The sequence below is a fragment of the Paenibacillus graminis genome (assembly GCF_000758705.1).
Classification (GTDB): Bacteria; Bacillota; Bacilli; order Paenibacillales; family Paenibacillaceae; genus Paenibacillus_AQ; species Paenibacillus_AQ graminis.
In genome coordinates this window covers 3,341,158-3,360,525 of sequence record NZ_CP009287.1, presented here as the reverse complement: position 1 = coordinate 3,360,525, position 19,368 = coordinate 3,341,158, and the positions used below count along the sequence as shown (strand labels likewise).

Here is a 19,368-nt window from a genome sequence, read left to right as displayed (position 1 = left end):
ACCCCATCTGTAGGCTGTATCTTCTTGTAAGGAAAACTATATAAACTTAAGTCGCCGCAAGGTCAAACCATGCGGGGTTCAGTTATTTTCTCCGTAAAGGTGCATGTGGCATCCTCTGGTACTGCTATTGCTCTGTAAAATGAGGAGAAGTCCCGCCCTCTGTAGGAACGGGACTCTCAATCATATGACTCTAGGTATGAGATTGTATGTACTTCACAACTTCACCCACGGTCGTAATCTTCTCTGCATCTTCATCAGAGATTTCCATATCGAATTCATCTTCCAATTCCATAACCAATTCTACTACATCAAGAGAATCAGCACCTAAATCATCTTTGAAAGACGCTTCTAATGTTACCTCAGCTTCATCGGCACCTAAGCGGTCGATGACAATGCGTTTCACACGCTCCAATACATCGGACATCCGGTTCACCTCCTCTTTTGGTATTATACGAGATATGAAGTCAAAATACCATAGAGCTCAAAAAACGCTTTCCGGCCGCCCCAATTCTCTTCCACTGTAAGACTTTACAGCTTTGCCGGCCTTACATGTACATTCCGCCATCCACGTGAAGTGTCTGGCCGGTCATGTAGGCTGCCCCTTCCGAGGCCAGAAATACAACCGTCATGGCAATGTCCTCCGGCCGCCCGAGCCGGGCAAGGGGAATTCCCTTCTCGTACTCGCTGCGGACTTCATCGGACAGTTGATGCGTCATTTCGGTATCAATAAACCCGGGAGCGATGCAGTTCACAGTAATACCCCGTGAGGACAGCTCGCGCGCCGCCGACTTCGTCATCCCTATTATGCCTGCTTTGGCAGCAGAATAGTTCACCTGACTGGCATTTCCAATTACGCCTATAATGGAAGAAATATTGATAATCCGGCCGTACCGCTGTTTCATCATCGGGCGGGTAGCTGATTTAAGACAGTTAAACACGCCTTTGAGATTCGTTTCGATCACCTGGTCAAATTCTTCTTCCTTCATCCGCACAATGAGATTGTCCCGGGTAATACCAGCGTTATTGACAAGAATGTCAATCTTACCCCAGGTGTTAATAACCTCTTTGACCATATTCTCCGCTTGCTGGCTGTTGCCGACATCGCCTTGGATGGCAATGGCCTCTGAGCCAAGCTCGATGATGCGGGCTACGGTCTCCTGTGCAGCCGCTTCGTTACCGGAATAATTTACGGCCACTTTCACACCATACTCCGCAAGCTGAAGCGCAATACTGCGGCCGATGCCGCGGGATCCGCCTGTGACGAGAGCGGTCTGGCCTTTTAATGCTGAGAACATCGCTTATCCCCTTTCATCCATTCCACATCACTTGATTAGACTGGGCTTACCAGCTTAGCCTTAGCACTTTCAAGACTGTTGATATTGACAATCCTGACAGTCTTGTCAATCTTGCGGATCAATCCTGCAAGCACACTGCCGGGACCAATCTCCACAAAGGTGTCCACTCCGGCAGCAATCATCCACTCTACACTATCCTGCCACAATACAGGAGAAAATACCTGCTGTATCAGAAGTTCCCGAATTTCATCGGGTTCTGTGACCGCTGTTGCATTCACATTAACAATTACCGGCACAGAAGGAGTGTTGATGGTTACCTTTTCTAATTCTACAGCCAGGCGCTCAGCAGCTTCTTTCATCAAGGAGGAATGGAAGGGGCCGCTTACTTCAAGCGGAATGGCCCGTTTGCCGCCAATTTCCTTGATGCGCTGAGCAGCTTCTTCGACCCCTGCCTTGGTACCGGAGATTACAATTTGCCCAGGGCAGTTGACGTTGGCAAGTTCTACAGCGTTGCCAGCTTCCGATATGGAGCGGCACAGCCCAGCCAAAGCTTCACGCTCCGCTCCAAGCACTGCCGCCATTGCCCCTTGTCCACCGGGAACCGCTTCTTCCATAAAACGTCCGCGCAGACGTACCAGGCTTACTGCATCTTCATATGCCATAGCTCCGGCTGCTACCAGCGCACTGTATTCCCCGAGGCTGTGCCCCGCAACATAGTCAGGATTCACGCCATGTTCACGAAGTGCCTCAAGATAAGCCACACTGGTTGTTACAAGTGCAGGCTGTGTATTCACTGTCTGCTTCAGTTCACTGTCCGGCCCTTCAAAAATAAGACGGCTCAGCGGAAACCCCAGCTCTTCATCGCCTTTTTCGAATACCGCACGGCTGTGCGGGAGAGCATCATACACATCCTTACCCATACCCACTGCCTGTGCACCCTGGCCGGGAAAAACAAATGCAATTTTACCCATATGTCTGAACTCCTTCTCGTTGAACGGCCGGGACGTCAGCCTGATTCAGGCTGTCCTGACGCCACTTCCTTCTATAATATATAGGTTCTGCTGACTACCAAATCAGGACAGAAGCCCCCCAAGTAAGGCCGCCGCCAAAACCGACCATCAGCACAGCGTCGCCTTCCTTGATCCGGCCTTCTTCCGCAGCTTCAACCAGCGCAAGCGGAATCGACGCCGCAGATGTATTTGCGTATTTGTCCACATTGATTACGCATTTCTCGGGCGGCAAATCCAGACGCTGCATCGCGGATTGAATGATGCGGATGTTCGCCTGATGCGGAACGAACAGATCAATGTTCTCTTTGCCGAGGCCCGCTTTGGTAAGAACGCGCTCTGTAGCCGTGCCCATAACCCGGACCGCAAATTTGAAGACCTCACGGCCGTTCATATAGAGGAAATGCTTCTTATCTTCAATGGTCTGATGGGAGGCCGGCAGACGTGAGCCGCCTGCTTCTATATTCAGCAGGCTGCCGCCAGAACCTTCCGCACCGAGATCGAAGGACAGAAAACCTCTTCCTTCAGGAACCTCGCCGATAATAACGGCACCGGCACCATCACCAAACAATACGCAGGTGTTGCGGTCACTATAATCCGTAATGCGCGACAAGGTGTCCGCTCCGATAACCAGAGCATTGTTGTACATACCGTTCTGGATAAAGCCGGTTGCCGTTGCCAGACTGTATACGAACCCGGAGCAGGCTGCCGACAAGTCAAATGCCGCTGCGCCTTTTGCTCCCAGCTTGTCCTGCAGAATGCACGCTGTTGATGGGACAGTGCTATCCGGTGTAACTGTCGCTACAATAATCAGTTCCAGATCTTCCGCCTTGATTCCTGCCGAGTCCAGCGCTCTAACCGCTGCTTCGTAGGCAAGATCCGAGGTGGCTTCATGCGGGGCGGCAATGTGGCGTTCCCGGATGCCTGTCCGGCTGACAATCCATTCATCGTTGGTTTCAACCATCTTCTCCAGATCACTGTTGGTTAATATTTTTTCAGGCACATATTTTCCTGTTCCGATGATTCCTACCGGTCGCAATTGTTGTTTCATGTTTTCACTCACTTCCCGCTGATTTCCTTCGATATGCTGGCTACTAAATCCGCTTGCAAGGCAATCCGGGCCTGTCTGACCGCATTCTTCACCGCATTGCCGTCAGAAGAGCCATGCCCCTTCACTACCAGTCCGCTTAGACCAAGCAGCGGAGCACCGCCATGCTCCTTGTAATCCATCTTACCCTTGAGTCCCCGAAGCTCCGGCATCAGGATGGCTGCGCCCAGCTTCGTCTTCAGAGACTTGCTGAATTGTTCCTTGAGCAAAGAGAACATCGCACCGGCTGTTCCTTCCAGCGTCTTCAATAGTATATTCCCGGCAAAGCCGTCGCAGACGAGCACATCGCAGCTCCCAGTGAGCACATCGCGGGCTTCCACATTGCCGACAAAATGAATGCCCTGCAGCGCTTCAAGCAGCGGATAAGCCTCCTTGGTCAGCTCGTTGCCTTTGCCCGGCTCTGTGCCCACATTCAGCAGACCCACGCGCGGCTTCGCGATTCCATGAACCTTGCTGCGGTAGATGCTGCCCATCAGCGCATATTGCACCAGATGCTGCGGCTTGGCATCCATGTTGGCACCCAGATCGAGCGCCAGGACTCCGGTATCATCCAGTGTCGGGATCATAGGCGCAAGAGCAGGGCGTTCAATCCCCTGCATTCTTCCCACAACCAGCAGCCCCGTAGTCATAAGGGCTCCTGTGTTCCCGGACGAGATCATGGCATCCGCTTCGCCTTCACGCACCATGCGCCCGGCAACCACCATCGATGAATCCTTTTTGCGGCGGACTGCCTTCACCGGCTCTTCATCCGAACCGATGACGTCCCCCGCATGACGAATGGTCACGTTCGACGGTTTATTTATCAGCAGCGGCTCAAGTCTGGCTTCATCCCCTACGAGCACTATCTGCGTGTCACTCCACTCTGCAGCTGCGGACAAAGCACCCTCTACATTGCATTCAGGAGCGTTGTCCCCGCCCATTGCATCAATGGCGATCAGCACTGCGGTTTCCCCCTTCGCTGTATTCTTCAATTGCGGACCGGTATACTACGAAATGGCCCTGAAAAACCAATTCTTCGCCGACATAGGTAAATACGTCCACCTCGGCTTTGCCGTTCCGGCCCGCGAGCGAACGCACTTGCGCTTTGGCAATACATTTCTCGCCTAACCGTACCATGCGGACAAACCGGATATCAGCGGAAGCCGTCAGGGCAATCTCGTCATTGATAATAGCAACCGCCAGTGAATTGGCCTGGGCGAACACATAATGTCCACGTGCGATCCCGTTTCTGGAGAATACATGCTCCTCACGAATTTCGAATATGGAAATCCCGCTGCGGTCCAGCTGCAGGTCTACAATATCGCCGACTACTTCATCTGCGGGCAGGGAACGCACCTGATCATAGGAGTGTTCTGCCATCTGCTTCATCCGCTCGCGCAGCTCGGGAATCCCGAGCTCCATCCGGTCCAGCCGGATCGTCTGTATGCTCACTTTGAGCTGCCGGGTCAGTTCCCGGTCAGTCACAAAGGGATTGCCATCTATTATCTGCAGCAGCTGCTGCTGACGCTCTTTCTTGGACATCCGCTCTATGGCGGCTCACCTCCTGGCACATGCCAAGCGGAAACGGCTTCTAACGCCCATGAAAGGACGGCATCCGTTTCTGCGATAAATATAAGGGGAATCATAGAGTGAACCCTGTACATCCTTATATATCGAAAAAAAGCATCCGGCCTTAGGAAGGGCCGCTGTCGTCATATCTATAAGATTCTAAATAATTAGAACCAGGTACTAATATGTAGTATAAAGCATGCCGCGCCAAAAATAAAGCGTTGACTTCCAAGCACCCCTGTGGGGCCATCCCTACATGCAAAAAAATAGCACCTCACCAACAGATGAAGTGCTACTTTTGTATTCAAACTATTGTTTGATGATCTCTCTAGCTTTGTAAGTTCCGCAAACTTTGCATACGTGGTGAGCCAGTTTCAGCTCTCCGCATTGTTCGCATTTCACCATGCCCGGCACCACCAGTTTGAAGTGGGTGCGGCGTTTGTCACGGCGTGTTTTGGACGTTCTCCGTTGAGGTACTGCCATTTGTGTTACACCTCCTGATTCTGTTGTAACCCGTTATCACTCGGGATTTGTTCTTAGTCATCTTGCTTGGTAAAGAATCCTTTCAACGCAGCAAGTCGAGGATCGATCACTGTGTTGTCGCAACTGCAGGTGCCTTCGTTCAAATTTTGTCCGCATTTCTGACAAAGACCAAGACAGTCTGCCTTGCACAATACCGAGTCCGGCAAGTGCAGTACGAAGTTTTCTTCCACAAACGGGACAAGATCCACAATCTCATCCTCGATGTAAATGAGTTCCTCATCTTCATCTTCGGGAAGAAGCGGCTGCTTAAGCCATTTGAAAGTCTCAGCAAAAGGAATGTTCAATTTACTGTTAACCTCTGTAAGGCAACGTGCACATAACATATCCACATTCCCGTTCAATTTCCCCACCACGTTCACACAATCGGTGTCCGCGGGCAGCGCTTTAAGGTCCACTGAGAGCGGTGCAACAGCAAGTATATCCTTTCGCCCTTTGACAAGTTCGCTGACATCCAGCGTTTCCTGAATGTGCAGAGGCTCGTCGGCATTAGCTAATTTGCGAAAGTGAATCTTCATAATCATCACTCCAAACAAACAAAATTTATTATACCTATTATTACCGGACTTTGTCAACCATTTCCCTTTATATTGTTTCAGTGTTCCGGACAATTTATGATATAGCTAAAAGGATTTCTTACAGGTCCGGAATCGGAGTGAAACTAAATTGACTACGGTCGGTATTATTGCAGAGTACAACCCTTTACATAACGGGCATGTCCACCACTTCGCAGAGGCCAAGAAGTTGTCCGGCGCGGACCGCTCGATTGTCATCATGAGCGGTCCGTTCACCCAGCGCGGCGAACCGGCGGCGGTCAGCAAGCAGGCCCGCACGGAGATGGCGCTTCACATGGGCGCCGATGTCGTGATTGAGCTGCCGGTGGCGTATGCCGTTCAGCCGGCGGAGTGGTTCGCCTTCGGAGCAGTAGCTCTGCTGGAAGCGACCGGAGTCGTGGACAGCTTGTGCTTCGGCTCCGAAGCAGGGACTTTGAGCGCACTGCTCCCGATGGCCGAATTTCTGGCCGATGAGAGCAGCGCGCTGCAGGGTGAGATCCGCCGCCGCATGGCGCTGGGGGCGAGCTTCCCCGCCGCGTATAGCGCAGCTGCGGCGTCAGCCTGGGAAGCGTCTCTCCCGGAAGAGGAGAGACGCTCGGGTGCTGCCGGGCTGTTGCGCCAGCCGAACAACAGCCTCGGCCTGCACTATCTGATCGCGCTGCGGCGGCTCGGCAGCAAGATCAGACCCCTGACCGCGCCGCGCACCGGCGCAGGCTTTCACGACCCGCTGCAGAGCGGGTCGCCGATTGCCAGCGCCACGGCCATCCGCCGGCTGCTGTCAGAGGGCGGATCACCTGCCGCATACATGCCGGATTATAGCATGTCCATCCTGGAAAGAGAGCATGCGGCAGGCAGAGGACCGCTGAATCTGGAAAGCTTCCGGATTCCACTCCGCCACCTGCTCGCCACTCGAACAGCCGCCGAGCTGCACAGTCTGCAGGATATGAACGAAGGCCTGGAAAACCGTCTGCTGCGGGTGTTGCCCAAGCTCCAGCACTTTACGGTGTCCGGGCTGCTGGAAGCGCTGAAAAGCAAGCGCTATACGCACACCAGGCTGCAGCGTCTGCTGATCCATGCTTTGCTGAATCACAGCAAACAAGAAATGGCTCCGGCCGTGCTTGCCCAGGGTCCCGGCTACATCAGAGTTCTAGGTTTCCGGGAAAGCGGACGCCAGCTGCTGAAGCAGATGAAGCACAGCGCCGCGTGGCCAGTCGTGACCAGTCCGTCACAGTTCTCGCACCCTATGCTGGAACGAGATCTGCAAGCAGCCACCGCTTATGCCGGAGCCTTCGTCAATCCGTCGCGTGTTGATCTTTATAGAGACTATTTGGAGCCGCCGGTCAGGATTTGACCGGCAGCTCCTGCATATATTTGAGCGCCTCGGCAAGGGTTGAGACCGGGACAAGCTTCATGTCCGTGCCTATTTGATCAGCCTTCGCCTTGGCTTCTTCATAGTTTTTGACAGGCACGAAAAAAATCTCCGCCCCCTTCCGGTCCGCTGCGACAATCTTGTGCTTGACGCCGCCAATAGCGCCTACGTTTCCATCGGCCTCAATAGTGCCTGTACCCGCAACGCGGTGGCCTTTGGTCAGATCGCCAGGGGTTAATTGATTGATAATCTCCATGGTGAACATCAGCCCGGCGGAGGGTCCGCCGACATCCGTATTCACAAAGCTTACCGCTTTCCCTTCCACTTCGGGCTTAACCTTCTGCACGGCTCCAATCACAACCCCGAGACCCGGCTTCACCGCTCCCGTCTCCTGATTCTTGACCTCCACCAGCTTAACCGATTCCTTCACTTCCTTGCCTTCCCGCTGCAGCAAGACATCTACCGGGTCTCCAATCTTCCTGTGGGACAAAAGCGCGGATAAAGCATCCGGATCAGGGATAGTCTTGCCCTCTACACTGATAATCTTGTCACCTGGTCTGAATTGCTCCCGGTTGCCGGTTGCAGGCACCGAGAACACATACAAATAGTCCACAACATCTTTATAAGGGATATTGGCAGCATGATAAGCAGCCTGTACGGCAAAGGACTGTGAGCTGTTCATATAGTATACTTGCTCGGCCGCATACTCCTGTTCAGTCTTATCCCCCAGCCGCGTTTCCTTCCGGACGACCTCCGAATTCGAATTGAATACAGAGGCTATGAGAAGCGCAACATTCGCATAGCTGGCAGAAACCGTAGTCATCATAAAGGTGCCTTTTTCACCCGCATCTGCGTTCTGAACGTGAATCATAGGCGCTACCTCGGAGGCACTCCCCGGCTGATAAACGATATAAGGTGTATTCATAAATACCGCAACATAAAGAACCACCACAAATGTGAACAAGTAGGCTGTGGCACGGAAACCTACCCGGCGTTTTTGTTGCCTCACTGCTTTTCCCTTCTTTCCCACAGCACTTGGCTATCCATTGGAATCCCTTGGGCCAAGGCATGACGGTTGTCTTATCTGCATAAATTGATAACAGTCCTTAGCCCATGTCCTAAGCTATGAAGAGGTGAAGCCCAAAATGAATCACATTAAAATACACCGGATAACCTCAGGTGCTGCTCCATTTGTCGGCGGAACTGCAGCCATCCTGCTGGCCGCCGCAATCGTGTCCGCGCCGGAGTCCTCCTTCGCAGCCTCATTGCAAGGCCTCAAGCTGTGGTGGACCCTTGTTTTTCCGGCCCTGCTGCCTTTTCTGATTCTCTCGGAAATGCTTGCGGCCTCGGGAGTAATCCACAGCCTTGGTGTACTGCTGGAGCCGCTGATGAAACGGATCTTCCGTCTGCCCGGCGCCAGCGGCTGGACGTTAGTCCTTGGAATGACTGCCGGCTTTCCCGCCGGTGCAGGCGCCGTTATGCAGCTGCACAAGCAGGGCAGCATTACGGATAAGGAAGCCGGAAGGCTGGCATCACTCGCACATTATGCCAGCCCGGTCACCTTGCTGATCGTCGTGGGTGCAGCATTTCTGCATAGCCCTGCATCAGGCTATGCGCTTTTGGCCATTCACTGGCTTGCCGGCCTGTCCGCTGGTTGTACTTCTGCTCTAATCGGGGGACGCTCCGGGAATATGGGTACGCTCCTTACTGAGGCGAACCGCAAAAAAACCTCCCTGCCAAGACGCGTCTACCGGGCAGCTGTAGCGGCCCGTGAACGGGATGGGCGCAGCTTCGGCAGACTGCTTGGAGAGTCCGTAAGTTCTGCCGTCCAGAACCTGATGATTGTCGGTGGTTACATGATCATTTTTGCAGTTGTCATCAACATAACGGCCTCCATGTTCCCGCAGCTTCCACAGGCACTGGCAGCCGGCGTGCTGGAGATTCATCTCGGAGCTCATGCGCTTAGCGCCGGACCATCGGGGCTTCCTTCCTTCAGTTCCGCAGACCTCCTTAGAGCGGCCTTGCTGTCGGCTGCCCTCGGCTGGAGCGGTATATGCGGACAGCTTCAAGCGCTGACTCTGCTTAAGCAAGCCGGCGTGCGTTTTTTGCCCTATGCTGCCAACCGGCTCCTGCACGGAATCTATGCCTTCTTGTTCACTCTCTTATTATGGAAGCCGCTATTGAATCTTCAAACAGCTGTATTGCCTGTTGCCACTGTACCGGAAGATCAACTGCTGCCAGGTATTGCAGCCCCCGCAACGGTCTGGAGGCTTTTGCCCCAGATACTGGGCTTGCAATCTCTGATCCTGCTCTTATTATTAGCTCTATCTGCGGTTGTTTATGTTATGGCTTCATTTCGCCGTCCATCCGCTTGAATTTGAGCTTCATTGCCTGTTCTACTTCAGGTGTCACAAAATCGGAGACGTTCCCGCCGAAATGTGCAATCTCTTTCACTACACTTGAACTAAGATAGGAGTACTTCGGATTGGTCATCATAAATATGGTTTCCGCATCGGGGTCCAGATTATGGTTAATGGAGGCATTCTGCAGTTCATATTCAAAATCGGTCACTGTCCGGATACCGCGGACGATGACCTGGGCATCCTTTTGCCGGACATAGTTGACCAGCAGATCACGGAAACTGTCTACTTCTACATTAGGAATGTCCTGGGTGGCTTGCCGGAGCAAATCCGTCCGCTCTTCAACGGAGAATAACGGGTTTTTACTTAAGTTGTTAAGAACGGCAACAATCAGTCTGTCGAACTGTTTCGCTGCGCGCTGAATAATATCCATATGTCCCATCGTCACCGGATCAAAAGTACCCGGATAGATGGCGACACGTTCTTTTCTAATCTGCAGACTCATCATTACCCTCCTTGGCATTCCCCGTTTCTTCTTGGGGAGAAGCCTCATACTTATAAATAGACACCGCCGTCTCTCCGTATACGGCTTGCCGTGTTCTACGGAATCCCGGAATGACCTCCGGATATTCATAGCTGGATTCATGCTCCAGCACAATCACAGCGTCCTGACGGAGCAGCCCCTTTTGAACCATCGTCAGCATCAGCTCATTCCCGTACTTAAGCCTGTATGGAGGATCAAGGAAGACCAGATCGAAGGAACGCCCCCTTTTCTCCAGTGCACTAAGCGCTCTTCCGGCATCATTGCGGTAAACCTCTGCCTGCTCTTCGACCCTGGCAGCCTTCAGATTCGCACGCACCGTATCAATGCTCTTTTGCTCCATATCCACAAAAACGGCCTGATCCATCCCCCTGCTCAAGGCTTCAATACCAAGCCCTCCTGTCCCGGCGAACAAATCCAATGCGGCTCCCCCATCAAAATAAGGGCCGATCATACTGAACATCGCTTCCTTGACCTTATCAGTAGTTGGTCTTGTCCCGGTCCCCGGAACACTCTTCAGAGGCCTCCCTTTTGCACTTCCCGATACAACTCTCACCGCGGATTCACCTGCTCTTATGTCTCTGTTTATTATGCCTTTCAAGGCACAAGTCCAAGCCTATAGTACCACAATTGTCTATCGAAATAAAAAAATGTCTGTCTGTGTCAAAATAAAAGCTAACAGATTATTTCCAGCTTCGCGTGTATAAGTTTGGGCATTCAGGGACATCATGTAATTATCGACATCACAAAATGTCGTAGACAACCGCGGAGCAGGCTTACGTTTCCCCATAAGCTCTTCGTCCGGTTTCTCCTCTCCCATGAAAGAGGCTCCCGAAAGGGAGCCTCGATTTTTATTCTACAAACCCTTATGTATCAAGGTCTTTCTGCCATTCATCAGTTGATTTATAACTAAATTTTCACCCAATTGTTGACGAATTGTTGACGAAAATTAAAATTCAACCCTTACAGATGCATTCTTAATTCCGAGGCTTCAAGTATCCCTTTTCTATAAGACGTTCTTACCGCTTCTAATGCACTATTTAAATAGTAGTTCTCCAATTCGTTGCGGAGGACTGAATCAATTGACTGAAGCAGCCTAACCCTTCAAAAAACGTAAAGATTATGTTGTCTTTGATAAAATCCTCACCTTTGAAGTAAGTGAGTACACAACAACCGAATAATCCTTACCAGCACTTACCTCCTCTATCCTCTGTAGCATAACGCTATAATTGGATAGAGGAGGTTTTCAATGTTTATATCCCCTATGCTGCTACAAACGGCTCCCGGGCCGTTTAGCCACAGTGATTTTATATATGAACCAAAGATAGACGGTCACCGATTGATCTACTCGCAACAGGATGGGAAGGTCAGATTGTACACCCGCCACAATAACGACTGTACCCGGCAGTACCCCGAATTGCAACTCCCCTTTGCAGACGATGTGATCCTCGACGGTGAGGTTGCCTGTGTTGATCCAGCAACCCGCGTATCTGATTTCGAGGCTGTCATGAGCCGGTTCCAAGCACGCCGGGCAGACAAGATAAAACAGCTCACAACCACCATGCCGGCCTATTTCGGCATCTTTGATATTTTGATGTACAAAGGTCAAGATCTCACTGGATTGCCGCTGCTACGCCGCAAGGAGATATTGGCAGGATTGTTTCTCCCCTCCGGCAGCTTCGGTATAGTGCCGTATGTAGACGGCGCTGGTGAGGCGTTATTTAATCAGATTGAGGCACGGGGCATGGAGGGTGTCGTGGGCAAGCGAAAGAACAGTATCTACGAAGTCGGCCGAAGATCTCACGCTTGGCAAAAGGTAATTAACTGGACCTATGTAGAGGTTTATATCACGGGATATCGTAAGGGAGAATTTGGGTGGCTTGCTGCAGTCCCATCCGGTACGTCCGGCGAGTTGCGTCCAGCTGGGATTATTGAGTTCGGGGCATCCCCGCTCCACAAGCAAGCATTTCGGGGAGTGTCCGGCCAGTTGGTGACCGGGGAAGATAAGGAGTTTGTACACCTGGAGCCACGGCTGCGGGCCAAGGTGCGAATGAGGAACTGGACCAAATCCGGTTTGCTGCGGAGTCCAGTCTTTACGGAGTTTATCATTTAAACAAAAAAAGCCCCGGTTAAGGTTGACGGGCTTTTTTGTGCTTCACTTTTATCATAATTAAGTCAATAGCAGCTATGTTCACAAGCAAGTCATTGATTCTAATGATTTCGCATACAGTATTGCGTTTGAATTTACTTGTATGGATAATAGTGAGGTATTTTAGACTGGAACTCTTTTAGATTCACAATCAAGTTATCATTACTAAATTCAATTAATGATACACCGTCAAATTCCTCAACTTCTGCCTCATACTCACATTTAAAGTACCATTCAACAGCGGTTAAATTGCCTTGATGAATAAATTGCTTTATATTCCAAACAAAAACTGTTCCACGCTTAGTCCAATCTTCAAACCAGCTTTCTATGGCGTGTAATCCGTGATATTCAGGTCCATAAGATTCAGAATAGATAATGTTTGGGTCAAAGGTTTTTCTTAATATAGCATTATTTTTGTCAATCCAAGATTCAAAATAATTTTCTATTATCTGTTCTCTTTCAATCATCATACGCCTCCAAATTCCAGCCAAAAAAAGCATGGTGGGTTATTTTATGTATACTCTAAATTCAAACCGTTCCCGAATAAACCGGCCACCGGCTATCTTGATACTCTCTGGGGAATATCCCTCTACTATCCCGCCATAATCCATGATATGCCCTTCAGGAATCATCTTCTGGCCTGAACCATACAGATACCTTAGACTGCGTCAAGGCTGCGACCAGGAAGTCCGTATCACTCTCCAGGACTTTGTATTTAGTGTTCAAGTAATCACTCCAACTTATTAAATTGAATATTCAATACTACCTTCTGGATCATTTAAAACTCGATAAACAAATATATTCTTGGTAATCAGCTCTTTCTTTTCAATCGTTTTAAACACTTTTGAATCCTCTGTTAGTTCAGAATCTCCAATCAAGAACAAATCTTTCTCAATTTGATGATATACAAACCACTTGTTGGCATTTCCATCTAGCAATATGTAATAATATTCTCCAGAGTATGATCTCAATTTTTTTAGAATGAGTTTCCATATTCTCTTTAATACAACCAAGTTAAATGAGCTAACTGGCGTAAGCACTAAAAGAAATGCTAGAAATATAGCAAATAATTCAGCATTATTTTTATAACCTACATTCCCTGTAATTACTGATGTTACAAGAATGTTTGGGAACAAGCAAAATGAGGTAATTGCAAATATTGATAGAATAATCAGTGTACTATTGATACGTCCATCCCTAGACTTGAAAAGAACTTCAATTATTCCTTTTTTGAAGTTTGCAGAAATAAACAAGATTAATAGGCTTACCATAGCAAATCCAAAAATTACGAACGTTACTATATTAAAGAATTCGATGGTCGCATGATTAAAAAAATTAGTATAAACTTCGTACAACAAAAAACATAACCCACTTGATATCGTGGTAGTTATAAACGCATGAAAAAGAAAAGTTAACATATTTACTGAAATACGCATTTCCTTTGAATATAATAACTTTTCGACATTCGTTGAAGACAGGGTGGTTATTGGTTGTAACTTCCTAATTTGAGTAACTAAAGTCCCTATAAAAATGATAATACTTCCCCATCCTAACGTTTTAATAAAAGGAAATTCGGCAATCTGATTCCACAAACTACTCCCACTCCAATCAATAACTTAATTGGAATCCAGTATAAGCCATTTGGAACATTATGTATATGTGGGTAAGGAAAATTTTCCTGATCTCAAATAAATACCCCGCCAAAGCTGACAGGGTAAGGTGCTTACGTTATATCTATTTTAGCTTGGCTGGAACAATGTGTAAATCTTATTCTGCAGAATATTCGTCTACGCTGAAGGTAAGAATTTTATCGAATATCACGTAATCCTTCCGGTTAGTGAAAGGGCCTTTGTTATTGTCGTGCTTGTCAATGGCATACGATGCCTTCCCTGTTCCGGCTTGCTTTTTCTCATACCAGGTGATAAAGGAATTCACTTCTTCCATACTCAGTTCAAACTCTTTTTCAAGGCCGGTGTTCATTGTCACAACCAGGATTGCCCGATCTCCTGTCGGTTGCTCTGGAGTTGGTGTTGGTGTTGGTGTTGGTGTTGGTGTTGGTGTTGGTGTTGGTGTTGGTGTTGGTGTTGGTGTTGGTGTTACCGTTGGTGTTGGTGTTACCGTTGGTGTTGGTGTTGGCACTAAAGACAATTTTTCAACAGTGTTTGTAGTTCCCCCGAAAACATACAATGAATCATTTAAAACTACACTTCCAAATCCCCAGCGCCCAACATTTAAACTCGGTCCTGCTGTCCATGTATCTTTTTCAGGATCGTATACTTCTACTGTAGTTAATCCTGTGCTTGCACTCACATAACCACCAATAACATAAATTTTATTTTGGTAATTTACCGCTACTGTAGTATCTCTGCTTGTTGGTGCGCTGCTTTTATACGTCCAATTATTAGTAACTGGGTTATAGACTTGTACTTTATTATATACAGATGTGTTGTAACCTCCATTAAATACGTAGATCAAATCATTATAAGTAACTGCTCCTGCTCCATGAACAGCAGTAAGTAAATTTGCCTTAGTTGACCAGGTGTTTGATGCAATGTCGTACTCCTCAACAGTATTCAAGCCCTCTGAAGATGCATTCAGGCCTCCAAAAACATATATTTTATTATTAACTGTAGATGAAGTAGTTAAGCCTCTAGAAATTGAGGCATTTGCCCCAGATGTCCATGTATCAGTAGCAGGGTCATATATTTCGACTTTATTTGTATATGTCGTATTCAAAATTAAAGGATCTCCGGTGCTGCCGCCAATTACATATATCTTACCATTTACTATTTCCGTAGAAAAAACGGATCTTGCTGTTGGCATACTTTTCTTTTTTGTCCACACTTTACTATCAATATCATAAACATCTACACTATTGGATGCTCCATTAATGTAGCCACCAATAAAATATACCTTTCCTTCTAACTGCACTACTCCAGCACCTGGTCTATTAAAGGGCATTTGTTCTTGCAGTTCCCATTGTTCAGTTGCTGCAGATACTTGGGAAGACAAAACTCCAAAAACAAGGATAACTAAAACTAATACAAGATATCGACGTTTCATACTTTCTCTCCTTCAATATTATTTCATTACAACCTTTTCAGATGATAAACTAAATCCCGCCGGAGAAACAGTCTATTTTTCGACAGAAATTCACAATACACTTAAGGGTTATTGAGGGAATATGTGGATTTGAATAGGGAAATGTATTTTAATATCTGGGTAAAGAAATTTTTCCTTCTGAAGGGAGTATAATAATCAGAAAAACCCGGAGGTGAGCCCATGGATAAAAAGCTAAAACAAAGTTTGAAGGTCGCTGCACTGAGACGGGAAATGATTGTTGCATGGCTTATTAACGGGGATAAGATAAAGGGAATCGCGGAGGTCTCCGCAGATCCTGATCGAGTAAAGATCAATACCATTGAAGGACCAGTGTGGGTGCCATAAAGTGATGTGGAGAGTATTTCACGAGTGATAAGACTTCGGTTCGAAGGAGAAACGGATAAATGAAACTACCCCACCATTGATTGGCAGGGTATTTCGTTGACCGACTCAACTTAAACGCCATAAGCTGTGGAAACCTTAATTCATAGTAGGAATTTATTCAATGCACACCTGCAGCCAGTGTTTGCTTAAGTAGTCGAAACTCATTTCCTTTGTTTCTGTGTCCCACGCCCGAAACTTAATCTCTCTGCCCATGTGTATCCTCTCCCTTTGGGGTCTATGACCCCTTATAAGTTAAGTACAGCCAATAAAGCAGATTTACAGATTGCTTCAGGTGCTGTATTACAGTCATCTACAGTCCATCTGCCGCATTCAGAAGCATACTTTCCATTCCCGTCTGTGTAGACTGACACGTCCATTGTAGTTTTTAGCCGTTCAACTATTCTCCATGCTGCGGATATTTCGGCTGACCAGTCCTCGTCTCCATAAACAGCATGCAGCAAGAAGTCTATTTCCGAATAAGGGATGATTGTATGGCGCTTTTTCGCCTCCTCCCAGCGTTGTGTGCGCATATATGGTTCGCGTTCGCCAGGCTTTTGATAAACAACAGTTGCGTAATCACCGCGCTGCTCTGCCCAGGGAATCCACTTGAAAATGTGCTCCTGTATCCAGCGATCAAGTTTCCTGCCCGGTGGCAGCAATAGTATCTCTTCCCTTGTGAGTGTCATCTCGCTTCCCCCAGTCCCTTAAGAAATTCCATGATCTGCTGAGTGTATTCTCCCCGCGTGTAGACCATCAATTGCCCCGTTTCATCATTCCGTAACCAGATGAATCCTCTCATTGGTAACCACTCGGCAACAGCATCATAGTATTTCTGGCACTGATCCATCGTCTCATGTTGGAGTTCTTGTATATCTGGTGTCATTGGTTATCTCCTTCCTCAACCAGCTGCAGCAGGCTTGGACGCGGGCAGTAGTAATCTATAATCTGCGACTTGCCGCCGCGGGGAACAGCAATGATGAACCGCTCAAATTCAGCGACACGCAGATCAAATTTGATATGACTCTTCTTTGTACCTTCCGGGAGAAAGTGTCCGGGATTTCTCATTGCGAGAACCTTGATATGAACGGTCCCGCGTTTGGTTGTTGTTCTTCCTTGGCCTTGACTGGTCCATTGAACGGCATCGCCTTTTTTGAATTTACTCATGGTCTATTCCCCTCCTTGGGTGCTGGGGTGGATGGAACAGTGATAGGGGTCCAGTGCGTGTGATATCCGGCCCAATCCATATCTAATGGCGTCCCGCAGAATGGAGGCTCACCGATTGGAAACTCCCACCACAGTACTGCACCATAGTCTTCATGCCATTCGTAGAGTGATTTCGCCTCTGTCAGTGGTTTGAATAATTCATCAACAACCCACGCTGGACCAGAGATTGCTCTTTTCATTGTCTTCTTTATCTCTTCGATTACATCATTCATGAGTACCTCTTTCCTCACCGGTGGGTGCTGGGGTATCTGGGTAAAGGGTGCGATTTGGTGTTTGTGTCATTGGGCTTCCTCCCCTAAATTTCTTTTGCCAAGACGCACGGGAAATCCGTTCTCTGCGTCAGCAACTCTTGATATGTGTCGTACAAGTGGTCGTTTAAATCTTCGCATCGATCGCATCCATCCTCGCAGCAAGGGACGGTTTGTGTTTCAATTTCTTTCGTAGTTAATCGCTTTATGCTAACGGTTATTTCCGTCTCTTCACCTTCCGCTAGATCATCTACAATCATGGTTTCCAAACTATCTGTTTCCTCCAAATACTGCCCGAAAGCTGCGTCAGTGTCCTTTGCGGCAATCCAGTATTCATTGACCTTGTACACGTTCATTGCTTATATCCTCCCTTAGTGGGATAGTAGGGTTACTCCTACTCCCTTAATGTCATGTGCCTTCGAACTGCACATCATCTAGCGGAAACACTTTTGTCAAAAGAAGAAATATTAGACTAAGGAATAAAGCACCAGACTGTCGGAAGCATTAAGCTACCGTTCCATTACTACTAAAAAAGTAGTATTCTTGAAAAAATGAACATAAAGGAGTTAATAAAATGATTACGTATTATGCTGATAAATATAAAGAAGAAGTTATTAAGCTAATATTGCATGTACAAAATGATGAATATGGTGTAGGTATTAGTGTTGAAGAGCAACCAGATATACTAGATATTCAATCGAACTATGTTAAAGCTGGAGGTAACTTTTGGGTAGCTTTAAACGAAAACGGTGATGTTGTAGGCTCAATCGGTTTGCAAAAGAAAACTGACGATATTGCTGTACTAAAGAAATTTTTTGTTTATAAAGATTACCGCGGCAAAGAGCTTGCGATAGGAACAGGCCTTTACGAAACTATGCTTGACTTTGCGCAGAAACATCGGTTTTCTAAGGTGATTTTGGACACTCCATCAAAAGCAACTAGGTCACACAGCTTTTACAAAAAAGTTGGATTTAAAGAAATTACTAAAAGTGATTTGCCAATACAATATGATTATCCTGATAGAGATTCACTTATTTTCATGTTAGACCTGATCAGTCAATAATTTTTGAAGCAACCGTTTTAGATAGCCTTCGTACTAATTGACCCAACAGTAGTCTAGGACTTTTTATCAGTTCCAGACAGCTGTTGATTTTTATATGGAGCCTATAAAACAAACTCTTTTGAAATTCAGTAGTGAGCAGTTTGCGTCTACTGTTTATCTTCCTTGTACAGCTTAACGATCCTCATCGTATGAAGCTTTTCACCGCATTTAGGGCAATGATCATATGCAGCGCAATTACACATGTCGTAGCATTCGCAGTCCTTGAAAACTCGCTTGCCGCGCCAACCGCATTCCAGGCACCCCACACGTTCAGTCATCGCCATTCTCCTTTTGGCTTAGAACCATATATGCCGCCTCTGCCCTCTCAAATGGGCTGTGCTGTACCTGTGTCATGGCTGTGTCTCCCCTTCCTCAAGGATTGTCCGGGCTAGTTTTCCTCTATCACGATGTATTTCTGAAGACTCGCATTCCTCATATGACATGATTTTATGCCAATTATAGTTTCCTTGAGTTGCATAGAACTTCAATATCTCCCGTTGCCGGGCTATGGTCTGTTGTGCCTCTGCCAATCCTTCGTTCAGGAAGAACGCCTGTTTATAGTGCTGATTGCTTGTTACAATAGCTTCGTCTCGGGATCGATAAGCCATATCTCGGGATTCGCAAGCTGATCGATTGCCTTCCTGGAGTTCCTTAATTTGTTGTTGTGCCTCTTCTAGAGCAGCCAGAAGGTCATCTACAATCAATTCGGCTTCCACAGATAACGGGATGGCCCCGGGACGTGAAGCCTGGAACAACACTCTATCACCGGTGTTCATAATGACCTCTGAACCATCCAGCAAGTTAACTCTGATTTCGCGTTCTGGTGTCATGCTCATA

General features: G+C 47.8%; 25 protein-coding genes. 5 read left to right on the top strand and 20 right to left on the bottom strand.

The features are described 5' to 3' along the window. Positions 1-190: 190 nt before the first annotated feature. From PGRAT_RS13975 to PGRAT_RS13940, 8 genes are all read right to left on the bottom strand, one after another. Positions 191-424: an acyl carrier protein gene (locus tag PGRAT_RS13975; protein WP_019911228.1), complete on the bottom strand. Its 234-nt coding sequence runs from the start codon at positions 422-424 to the stop codon at positions 191-193. A 121-nt stretch (positions 425-545) separates the two neighbouring features. After that, complete coding sequence (gene fabG / locus PGRAT_RS13970; RefSeq protein WP_025703361.1) at positions 546-1,295, bottom strand: 3-oxoacyl-[acyl-carrier-protein] reductase; 750 nt, start codon at positions 1,293-1,295, stop codon at positions 546-548. Between the two features lie 35 nt (positions 1,296-1,330). Beyond that, positions 1,331-2,266 carry an ACP S-malonyltransferase gene (fabD, locus tag PGRAT_RS13965; RefSeq protein ID WP_025703362.1) on the bottom strand — a complete coding sequence of 312 codons (936 nt, stop codon included), beginning with the start codon at positions 2,264-2,266 and terminating at the stop codon, positions 1,331-1,333. Positions 2,267-2,360: 94 nt separating this feature from the next. Continuing rightward, on the bottom strand, positions 2,361-3,353 hold the full coding sequence (locus PGRAT_RS13960) for a beta-ketoacyl-ACP synthase III (protein ID WP_167337228.1): 993 nt from the start codon (positions 3,351-3,353) through the stop codon (positions 2,361-2,363). An 8-nt stretch (positions 3,354-3,361) separates the two neighbouring features. Further along, positions 3,362-4,351: a phosphate acyltransferase PlsX gene (gene plsX / locus PGRAT_RS13955; protein ID WP_025703364.1), complete on the bottom strand. Its 990-nt coding sequence runs from the start codon at positions 4,349-4,351 to the stop codon at positions 3,362-3,364. Next, on the bottom strand, positions 4,335-4,931 hold the full coding sequence (gene fapR / locus PGRAT_RS13950) for a transcription factor FapR (protein WP_025703365.1): 597 nt from the start codon (positions 4,929-4,931) through the stop codon (positions 4,335-4,337). The genes plsX and fapR overlap by 17 nt, the downstream gene beginning before the upstream one ends. A gap of 336 nt (positions 4,932-5,267) precedes the next feature. Then, positions 5,268-5,441, bottom strand: coding sequence for a 50S ribosomal protein L32 (rpmF, locus tag PGRAT_RS13945; RefSeq protein WP_019911234.1), 174 nt, complete (start codon positions 5,439-5,441; stop codon positions 5,268-5,270). 53 nt (positions 5,442-5,494) lie between these two features. After that, the gene (locus PGRAT_RS13940) at positions 5,495-6,016 is read right to left on the bottom strand and encodes a YceD family protein (protein ID WP_025703366.1); all 522 of its coding nucleotides are present in this window, start codon (positions 6,014-6,016) and stop codon (positions 5,495-5,497) included. 148 nt (positions 6,017-6,164) lie between these two features. On the opposite strand from PGRAT_RS13940, the gene PGRAT_RS13935 reads away from it, so the two are divergent. Next, positions 6,165-7,403, top strand: coding sequence for a nucleotidyltransferase (locus PGRAT_RS13935; protein WP_042266756.1), 1,239 nt, complete (start codon positions 6,165-6,167; stop codon positions 7,401-7,403). Here the strand turns inward: PGRAT_RS13935 and PGRAT_RS13930 are convergent. After that, positions 7,393-8,430, bottom strand: coding sequence for a SepM family pheromone-processing serine protease (locus tag PGRAT_RS13930; protein ID WP_042266755.1), 1,038 nt, complete (start codon positions 8,428-8,430; stop codon positions 7,393-7,395). The genes PGRAT_RS13935 and PGRAT_RS13930 overlap by 11 nt on opposite strands. Before the next feature lie 136 nt (positions 8,431-8,566). On the opposite strand from PGRAT_RS13930, the gene PGRAT_RS13925 reads away from it, so the two are divergent. Further along, positions 8,567-9,796: a nucleoside recognition domain-containing protein gene (locus tag PGRAT_RS13925; RefSeq protein ID WP_042266753.1), complete on the top strand. Its 1,230-nt coding sequence runs from the start codon at positions 8,567-8,569 to the stop codon at positions 9,794-9,796. On the opposite strand, the gene coaD is transcribed toward PGRAT_RS13925, so the two are convergent. Next, positions 9,765-10,286, bottom strand: a complete 522-nt coding sequence (gene coaD, locus PGRAT_RS13920) for a pantetheine-phosphate adenylyltransferase (protein ID WP_025703620.1) — start codon at positions 10,284-10,286, stop codon at positions 9,765-9,767. The genes PGRAT_RS13925 and coaD overlap by 32 nt on opposite strands. Next, positions 10,270-10,878, bottom strand: coding sequence for a 16S rRNA (guanine(966)-N(2))-methyltransferase RsmD (gene rsmD / locus PGRAT_RS13915; RefSeq protein ID WP_025703619.1), 609 nt, complete (start codon positions 10,876-10,878; stop codon positions 10,270-10,272). Before rsmD ends, coaD begins: the two co-directional genes overlap by 17 nt. A gap of 693 nt (positions 10,879-11,571) precedes the next feature. On the opposite strand from rsmD, the gene PGRAT_RS13905 reads away from it, so the two are divergent. Next, positions 11,572-12,435, top strand: coding sequence for an ATP-dependent DNA ligase (locus PGRAT_RS13905; protein ID WP_025703617.1), 864 nt, complete (start codon positions 11,572-11,574; stop codon positions 12,433-12,435). Between the two features lie 131 nt (positions 12,436-12,566). Here the strand turns inward: PGRAT_RS13905 and PGRAT_RS13900 are convergent, their stop codons facing one another. From PGRAT_RS13900 to PGRAT_RS33235, 3 genes are all read right to left on the bottom strand, one after another. Further along, positions 12,567-12,938, bottom strand: a complete 372-nt coding sequence (locus tag PGRAT_RS13900; protein ID WP_081758583.1) for a nuclear transport factor 2 family protein — start codon at positions 12,936-12,938, stop codon at positions 12,567-12,569. Between the two features lie 276 nt (positions 12,939-13,214). Next, complete coding sequence (locus tag PGRAT_RS13895; protein WP_025703615.1) at positions 13,215-14,063, bottom strand: hypothetical protein; 849 nt, start codon at positions 14,061-14,063, stop codon at positions 13,215-13,217. A 175-nt stretch (positions 14,064-14,238) separates the two neighbouring features. Beyond that, positions 14,239-15,534 (bottom strand): Kelch repeat-containing protein, encoded by a 1,296-nt coding sequence (locus tag PGRAT_RS33235; RefSeq protein WP_156124066.1) that lies wholly within the window; start codon positions 15,532-15,534, stop codon positions 14,239-14,241. Positions 15,535-15,753: 219 nt separating this feature from the next. On the opposite strand from PGRAT_RS33235, the gene PGRAT_RS33230 reads away from it, so the two are divergent. After that, the gene (locus PGRAT_RS33230; protein WP_155990457.1) at positions 15,754-15,918 is read left to right on the top strand and encodes a hypothetical protein; all 165 of its coding nucleotides are present in this window, start codon (positions 15,754-15,756) and stop codon (positions 15,916-15,918) included. Between the two features lie 284 nt (positions 15,919-16,202). On the opposite strand, the gene PGRAT_RS13885 is transcribed toward PGRAT_RS33230, so the two are convergent. From PGRAT_RS13885 to PGRAT_RS13865, 5 genes are all read right to left on the bottom strand, one after another. Further along, positions 16,203-16,643 (bottom strand): BC1872 family protein, encoded by a 441-nt coding sequence (locus tag PGRAT_RS13885; protein WP_025706879.1) that lies wholly within the window; start codon positions 16,641-16,643, stop codon positions 16,203-16,205. Beyond that, complete coding sequence (locus PGRAT_RS13880) at positions 16,640-16,840, bottom strand: hypothetical protein (RefSeq protein WP_025706878.1); 201 nt, start codon at positions 16,838-16,840, stop codon at positions 16,640-16,642. The genes PGRAT_RS13885 and PGRAT_RS13880 overlap by 4 nt, the downstream gene beginning before the upstream one ends. Continuing rightward, a complete protein-coding gene (locus PGRAT_RS13875; protein ID WP_025706877.1) occupies positions 16,837-17,121 on the bottom strand; it encodes a hypothetical protein in 285 nt (94 codons plus the stop codon). Before PGRAT_RS13875 ends, PGRAT_RS13880 begins: the two co-directional genes overlap by 4 nt. Beyond that, positions 17,118-17,393 carry a hypothetical protein gene (locus tag PGRAT_RS13870; protein WP_042266752.1) on the bottom strand — a complete coding sequence of 92 codons (276 nt, stop codon included), beginning with the start codon at positions 17,391-17,393 and terminating at the stop codon, positions 17,118-17,120. The genes PGRAT_RS13875 and PGRAT_RS13870 overlap by 4 nt, the downstream gene beginning before the upstream one ends. Positions 17,394-17,476: 83 nt before the next feature. After that, entirely contained in the window at positions 17,477-17,785 is a 309-nt protein-coding gene (locus PGRAT_RS13865) for a hypothetical protein (protein WP_025706875.1), read from the bottom strand. Between the two features lie 218 nt (positions 17,786-18,003). Here PGRAT_RS13865 and PGRAT_RS13860 point away from each other — a divergent pair, with 218 nt between their 5' ends. Next, complete coding sequence (locus PGRAT_RS13860) at positions 18,004-18,492, top strand: GNAT family N-acetyltransferase (protein ID WP_025706874.1); 489 nt, start codon at positions 18,004-18,006, stop codon at positions 18,490-18,492. Positions 18,493-18,881: 389 nt separating this feature from the next. Here PGRAT_RS13860 and PGRAT_RS13855 read toward each other — a convergent pair whose 3' ends face one another. Beyond that, complete coding sequence (locus PGRAT_RS13855) at positions 18,882-19,367, bottom strand: hypothetical protein (RefSeq protein WP_025706873.1); 486 nt, start codon at positions 19,365-19,367, stop codon at positions 18,882-18,884. Between the last annotated feature and the right edge of the window lies 1 nt (position 19,368).

Bases quoted from the DNA above. Each gene is read 5' to 3' on its own strand.
- PGRAT_RS13865 (WP_025706875.1), bottom strand. From the start codon at position 17,785: ATGAACGTGTACAAGGTCAATGAATACTGGATTGCCGCAAAGGACACT.
- PGRAT_RS13975 (WP_019911228.1), bottom strand. From the start codon at position 424: ATGTCCGATGTATTGGAGCGTGTGAAACGCATTGTCATCGACCGCTTA.
- PGRAT_RS13870 (WP_042266752.1), bottom strand. From the start codon at position 17,393: ATGAATGATGTAATCGAAGAGATAAAGAAGACAATGAAAAGAGCAATC.
- fapR (WP_025703365.1), bottom strand. From the start codon at position 4,931: ATGTCCAAGAAAGAGCGTCAGCAGCAGCTGCTGCAGATAATAGATGGC.
- PGRAT_RS13925 (WP_042266753.1), top strand. From the start codon at position 8,567: ATGAATCACATTAAAATACACCGGATAACCTCAGGTGCTGCTCCATTT.
- PGRAT_RS33235 (WP_156124066.1), bottom strand. From the start codon at position 15,534: ATGAAACGTCGATATCTTGTATTAGTTTTAGTTATCCTTGTTTTTGGA.
- PGRAT_RS13880 (WP_025706878.1), bottom strand. From the start codon at position 16,840: ATGACACCAGATATACAAGAACTCCAACATGAGACGATGGATCAGTGC.
- fabD (WP_025703362.1), bottom strand. From the start codon at position 2,266: ATGGGTAAAATTGCATTTGTTTTTCCCGGCCAGGGTGCACAGGCAGTG.
- PGRAT_RS13875 (WP_025706877.1), bottom strand. From the start codon at position 17,121: ATGAGTAAATTCAAAAAAGGCGATGCCGTTCAATGGACCAGTCAAGGC.
- PGRAT_RS13885 (WP_025706879.1), bottom strand. From the start codon at position 16,643: ATGACACTCACAAGGGAAGAGATACTATTGCTGCCACCGGGCAGGAAA.
- PGRAT_RS13855 (WP_025706873.1), bottom strand. From the start codon at position 19,367: ATGAGCATGACACCAGAACGCGAAATCAGAGTTAACTTGCTGGATGGT.
- PGRAT_RS33230 (WP_155990457.1), top strand. From the start codon at position 15,754: ATGGATAAAAAGCTAAAACAAAGTTTGAAGGTCGCTGCACTGAGACGG.
- PGRAT_RS13900 (WP_081758583.1), bottom strand. From the start codon at position 12,938: ATGATTGAAAGAGAACAGATAATAGAAAATTATTTTGAATCTTGGATT.
- PGRAT_RS13860 (WP_025706874.1), top strand. From the start codon at position 18,004: ATGATTACGTATTATGCTGATAAATATAAAGAAGAAGTTATTAAGCTA.
- coaD (WP_025703620.1), bottom strand. From the start codon at position 10,286: ATGAGTCTGCAGATTAGAAAAGAACGTGTCGCCATCTATCCGGGTACT.
- PGRAT_RS13940 (WP_025703366.1), bottom strand. From the start codon at position 6,016: ATGAAGATTCACTTTCGCAAATTAGCTAATGCCGACGAGCCTCTGCAC.
- PGRAT_RS13960 (WP_167337228.1), bottom strand. From the start codon at position 3,353: ATGAAACAACAATTGCGACCGGTAGGAATCATCGGAACAGGAAAATAT.
- rpmF (WP_019911234.1), bottom strand. From the start codon at position 5,441: ATGGCAGTACCTCAACGGAGAACGTCCAAAACACGCCGTGACAAACGC.
- PGRAT_RS13905 (WP_025703617.1), top strand. From the start codon at position 11,572: ATGTTTATATCCCCTATGCTGCTACAAACGGCTCCCGGGCCGTTTAGC.
- fabG (WP_025703361.1), bottom strand. From the start codon at position 1,295: ATGTTCTCAGCATTAAAAGGCCAGACCGCTCTCGTCACAGGCGGATCC.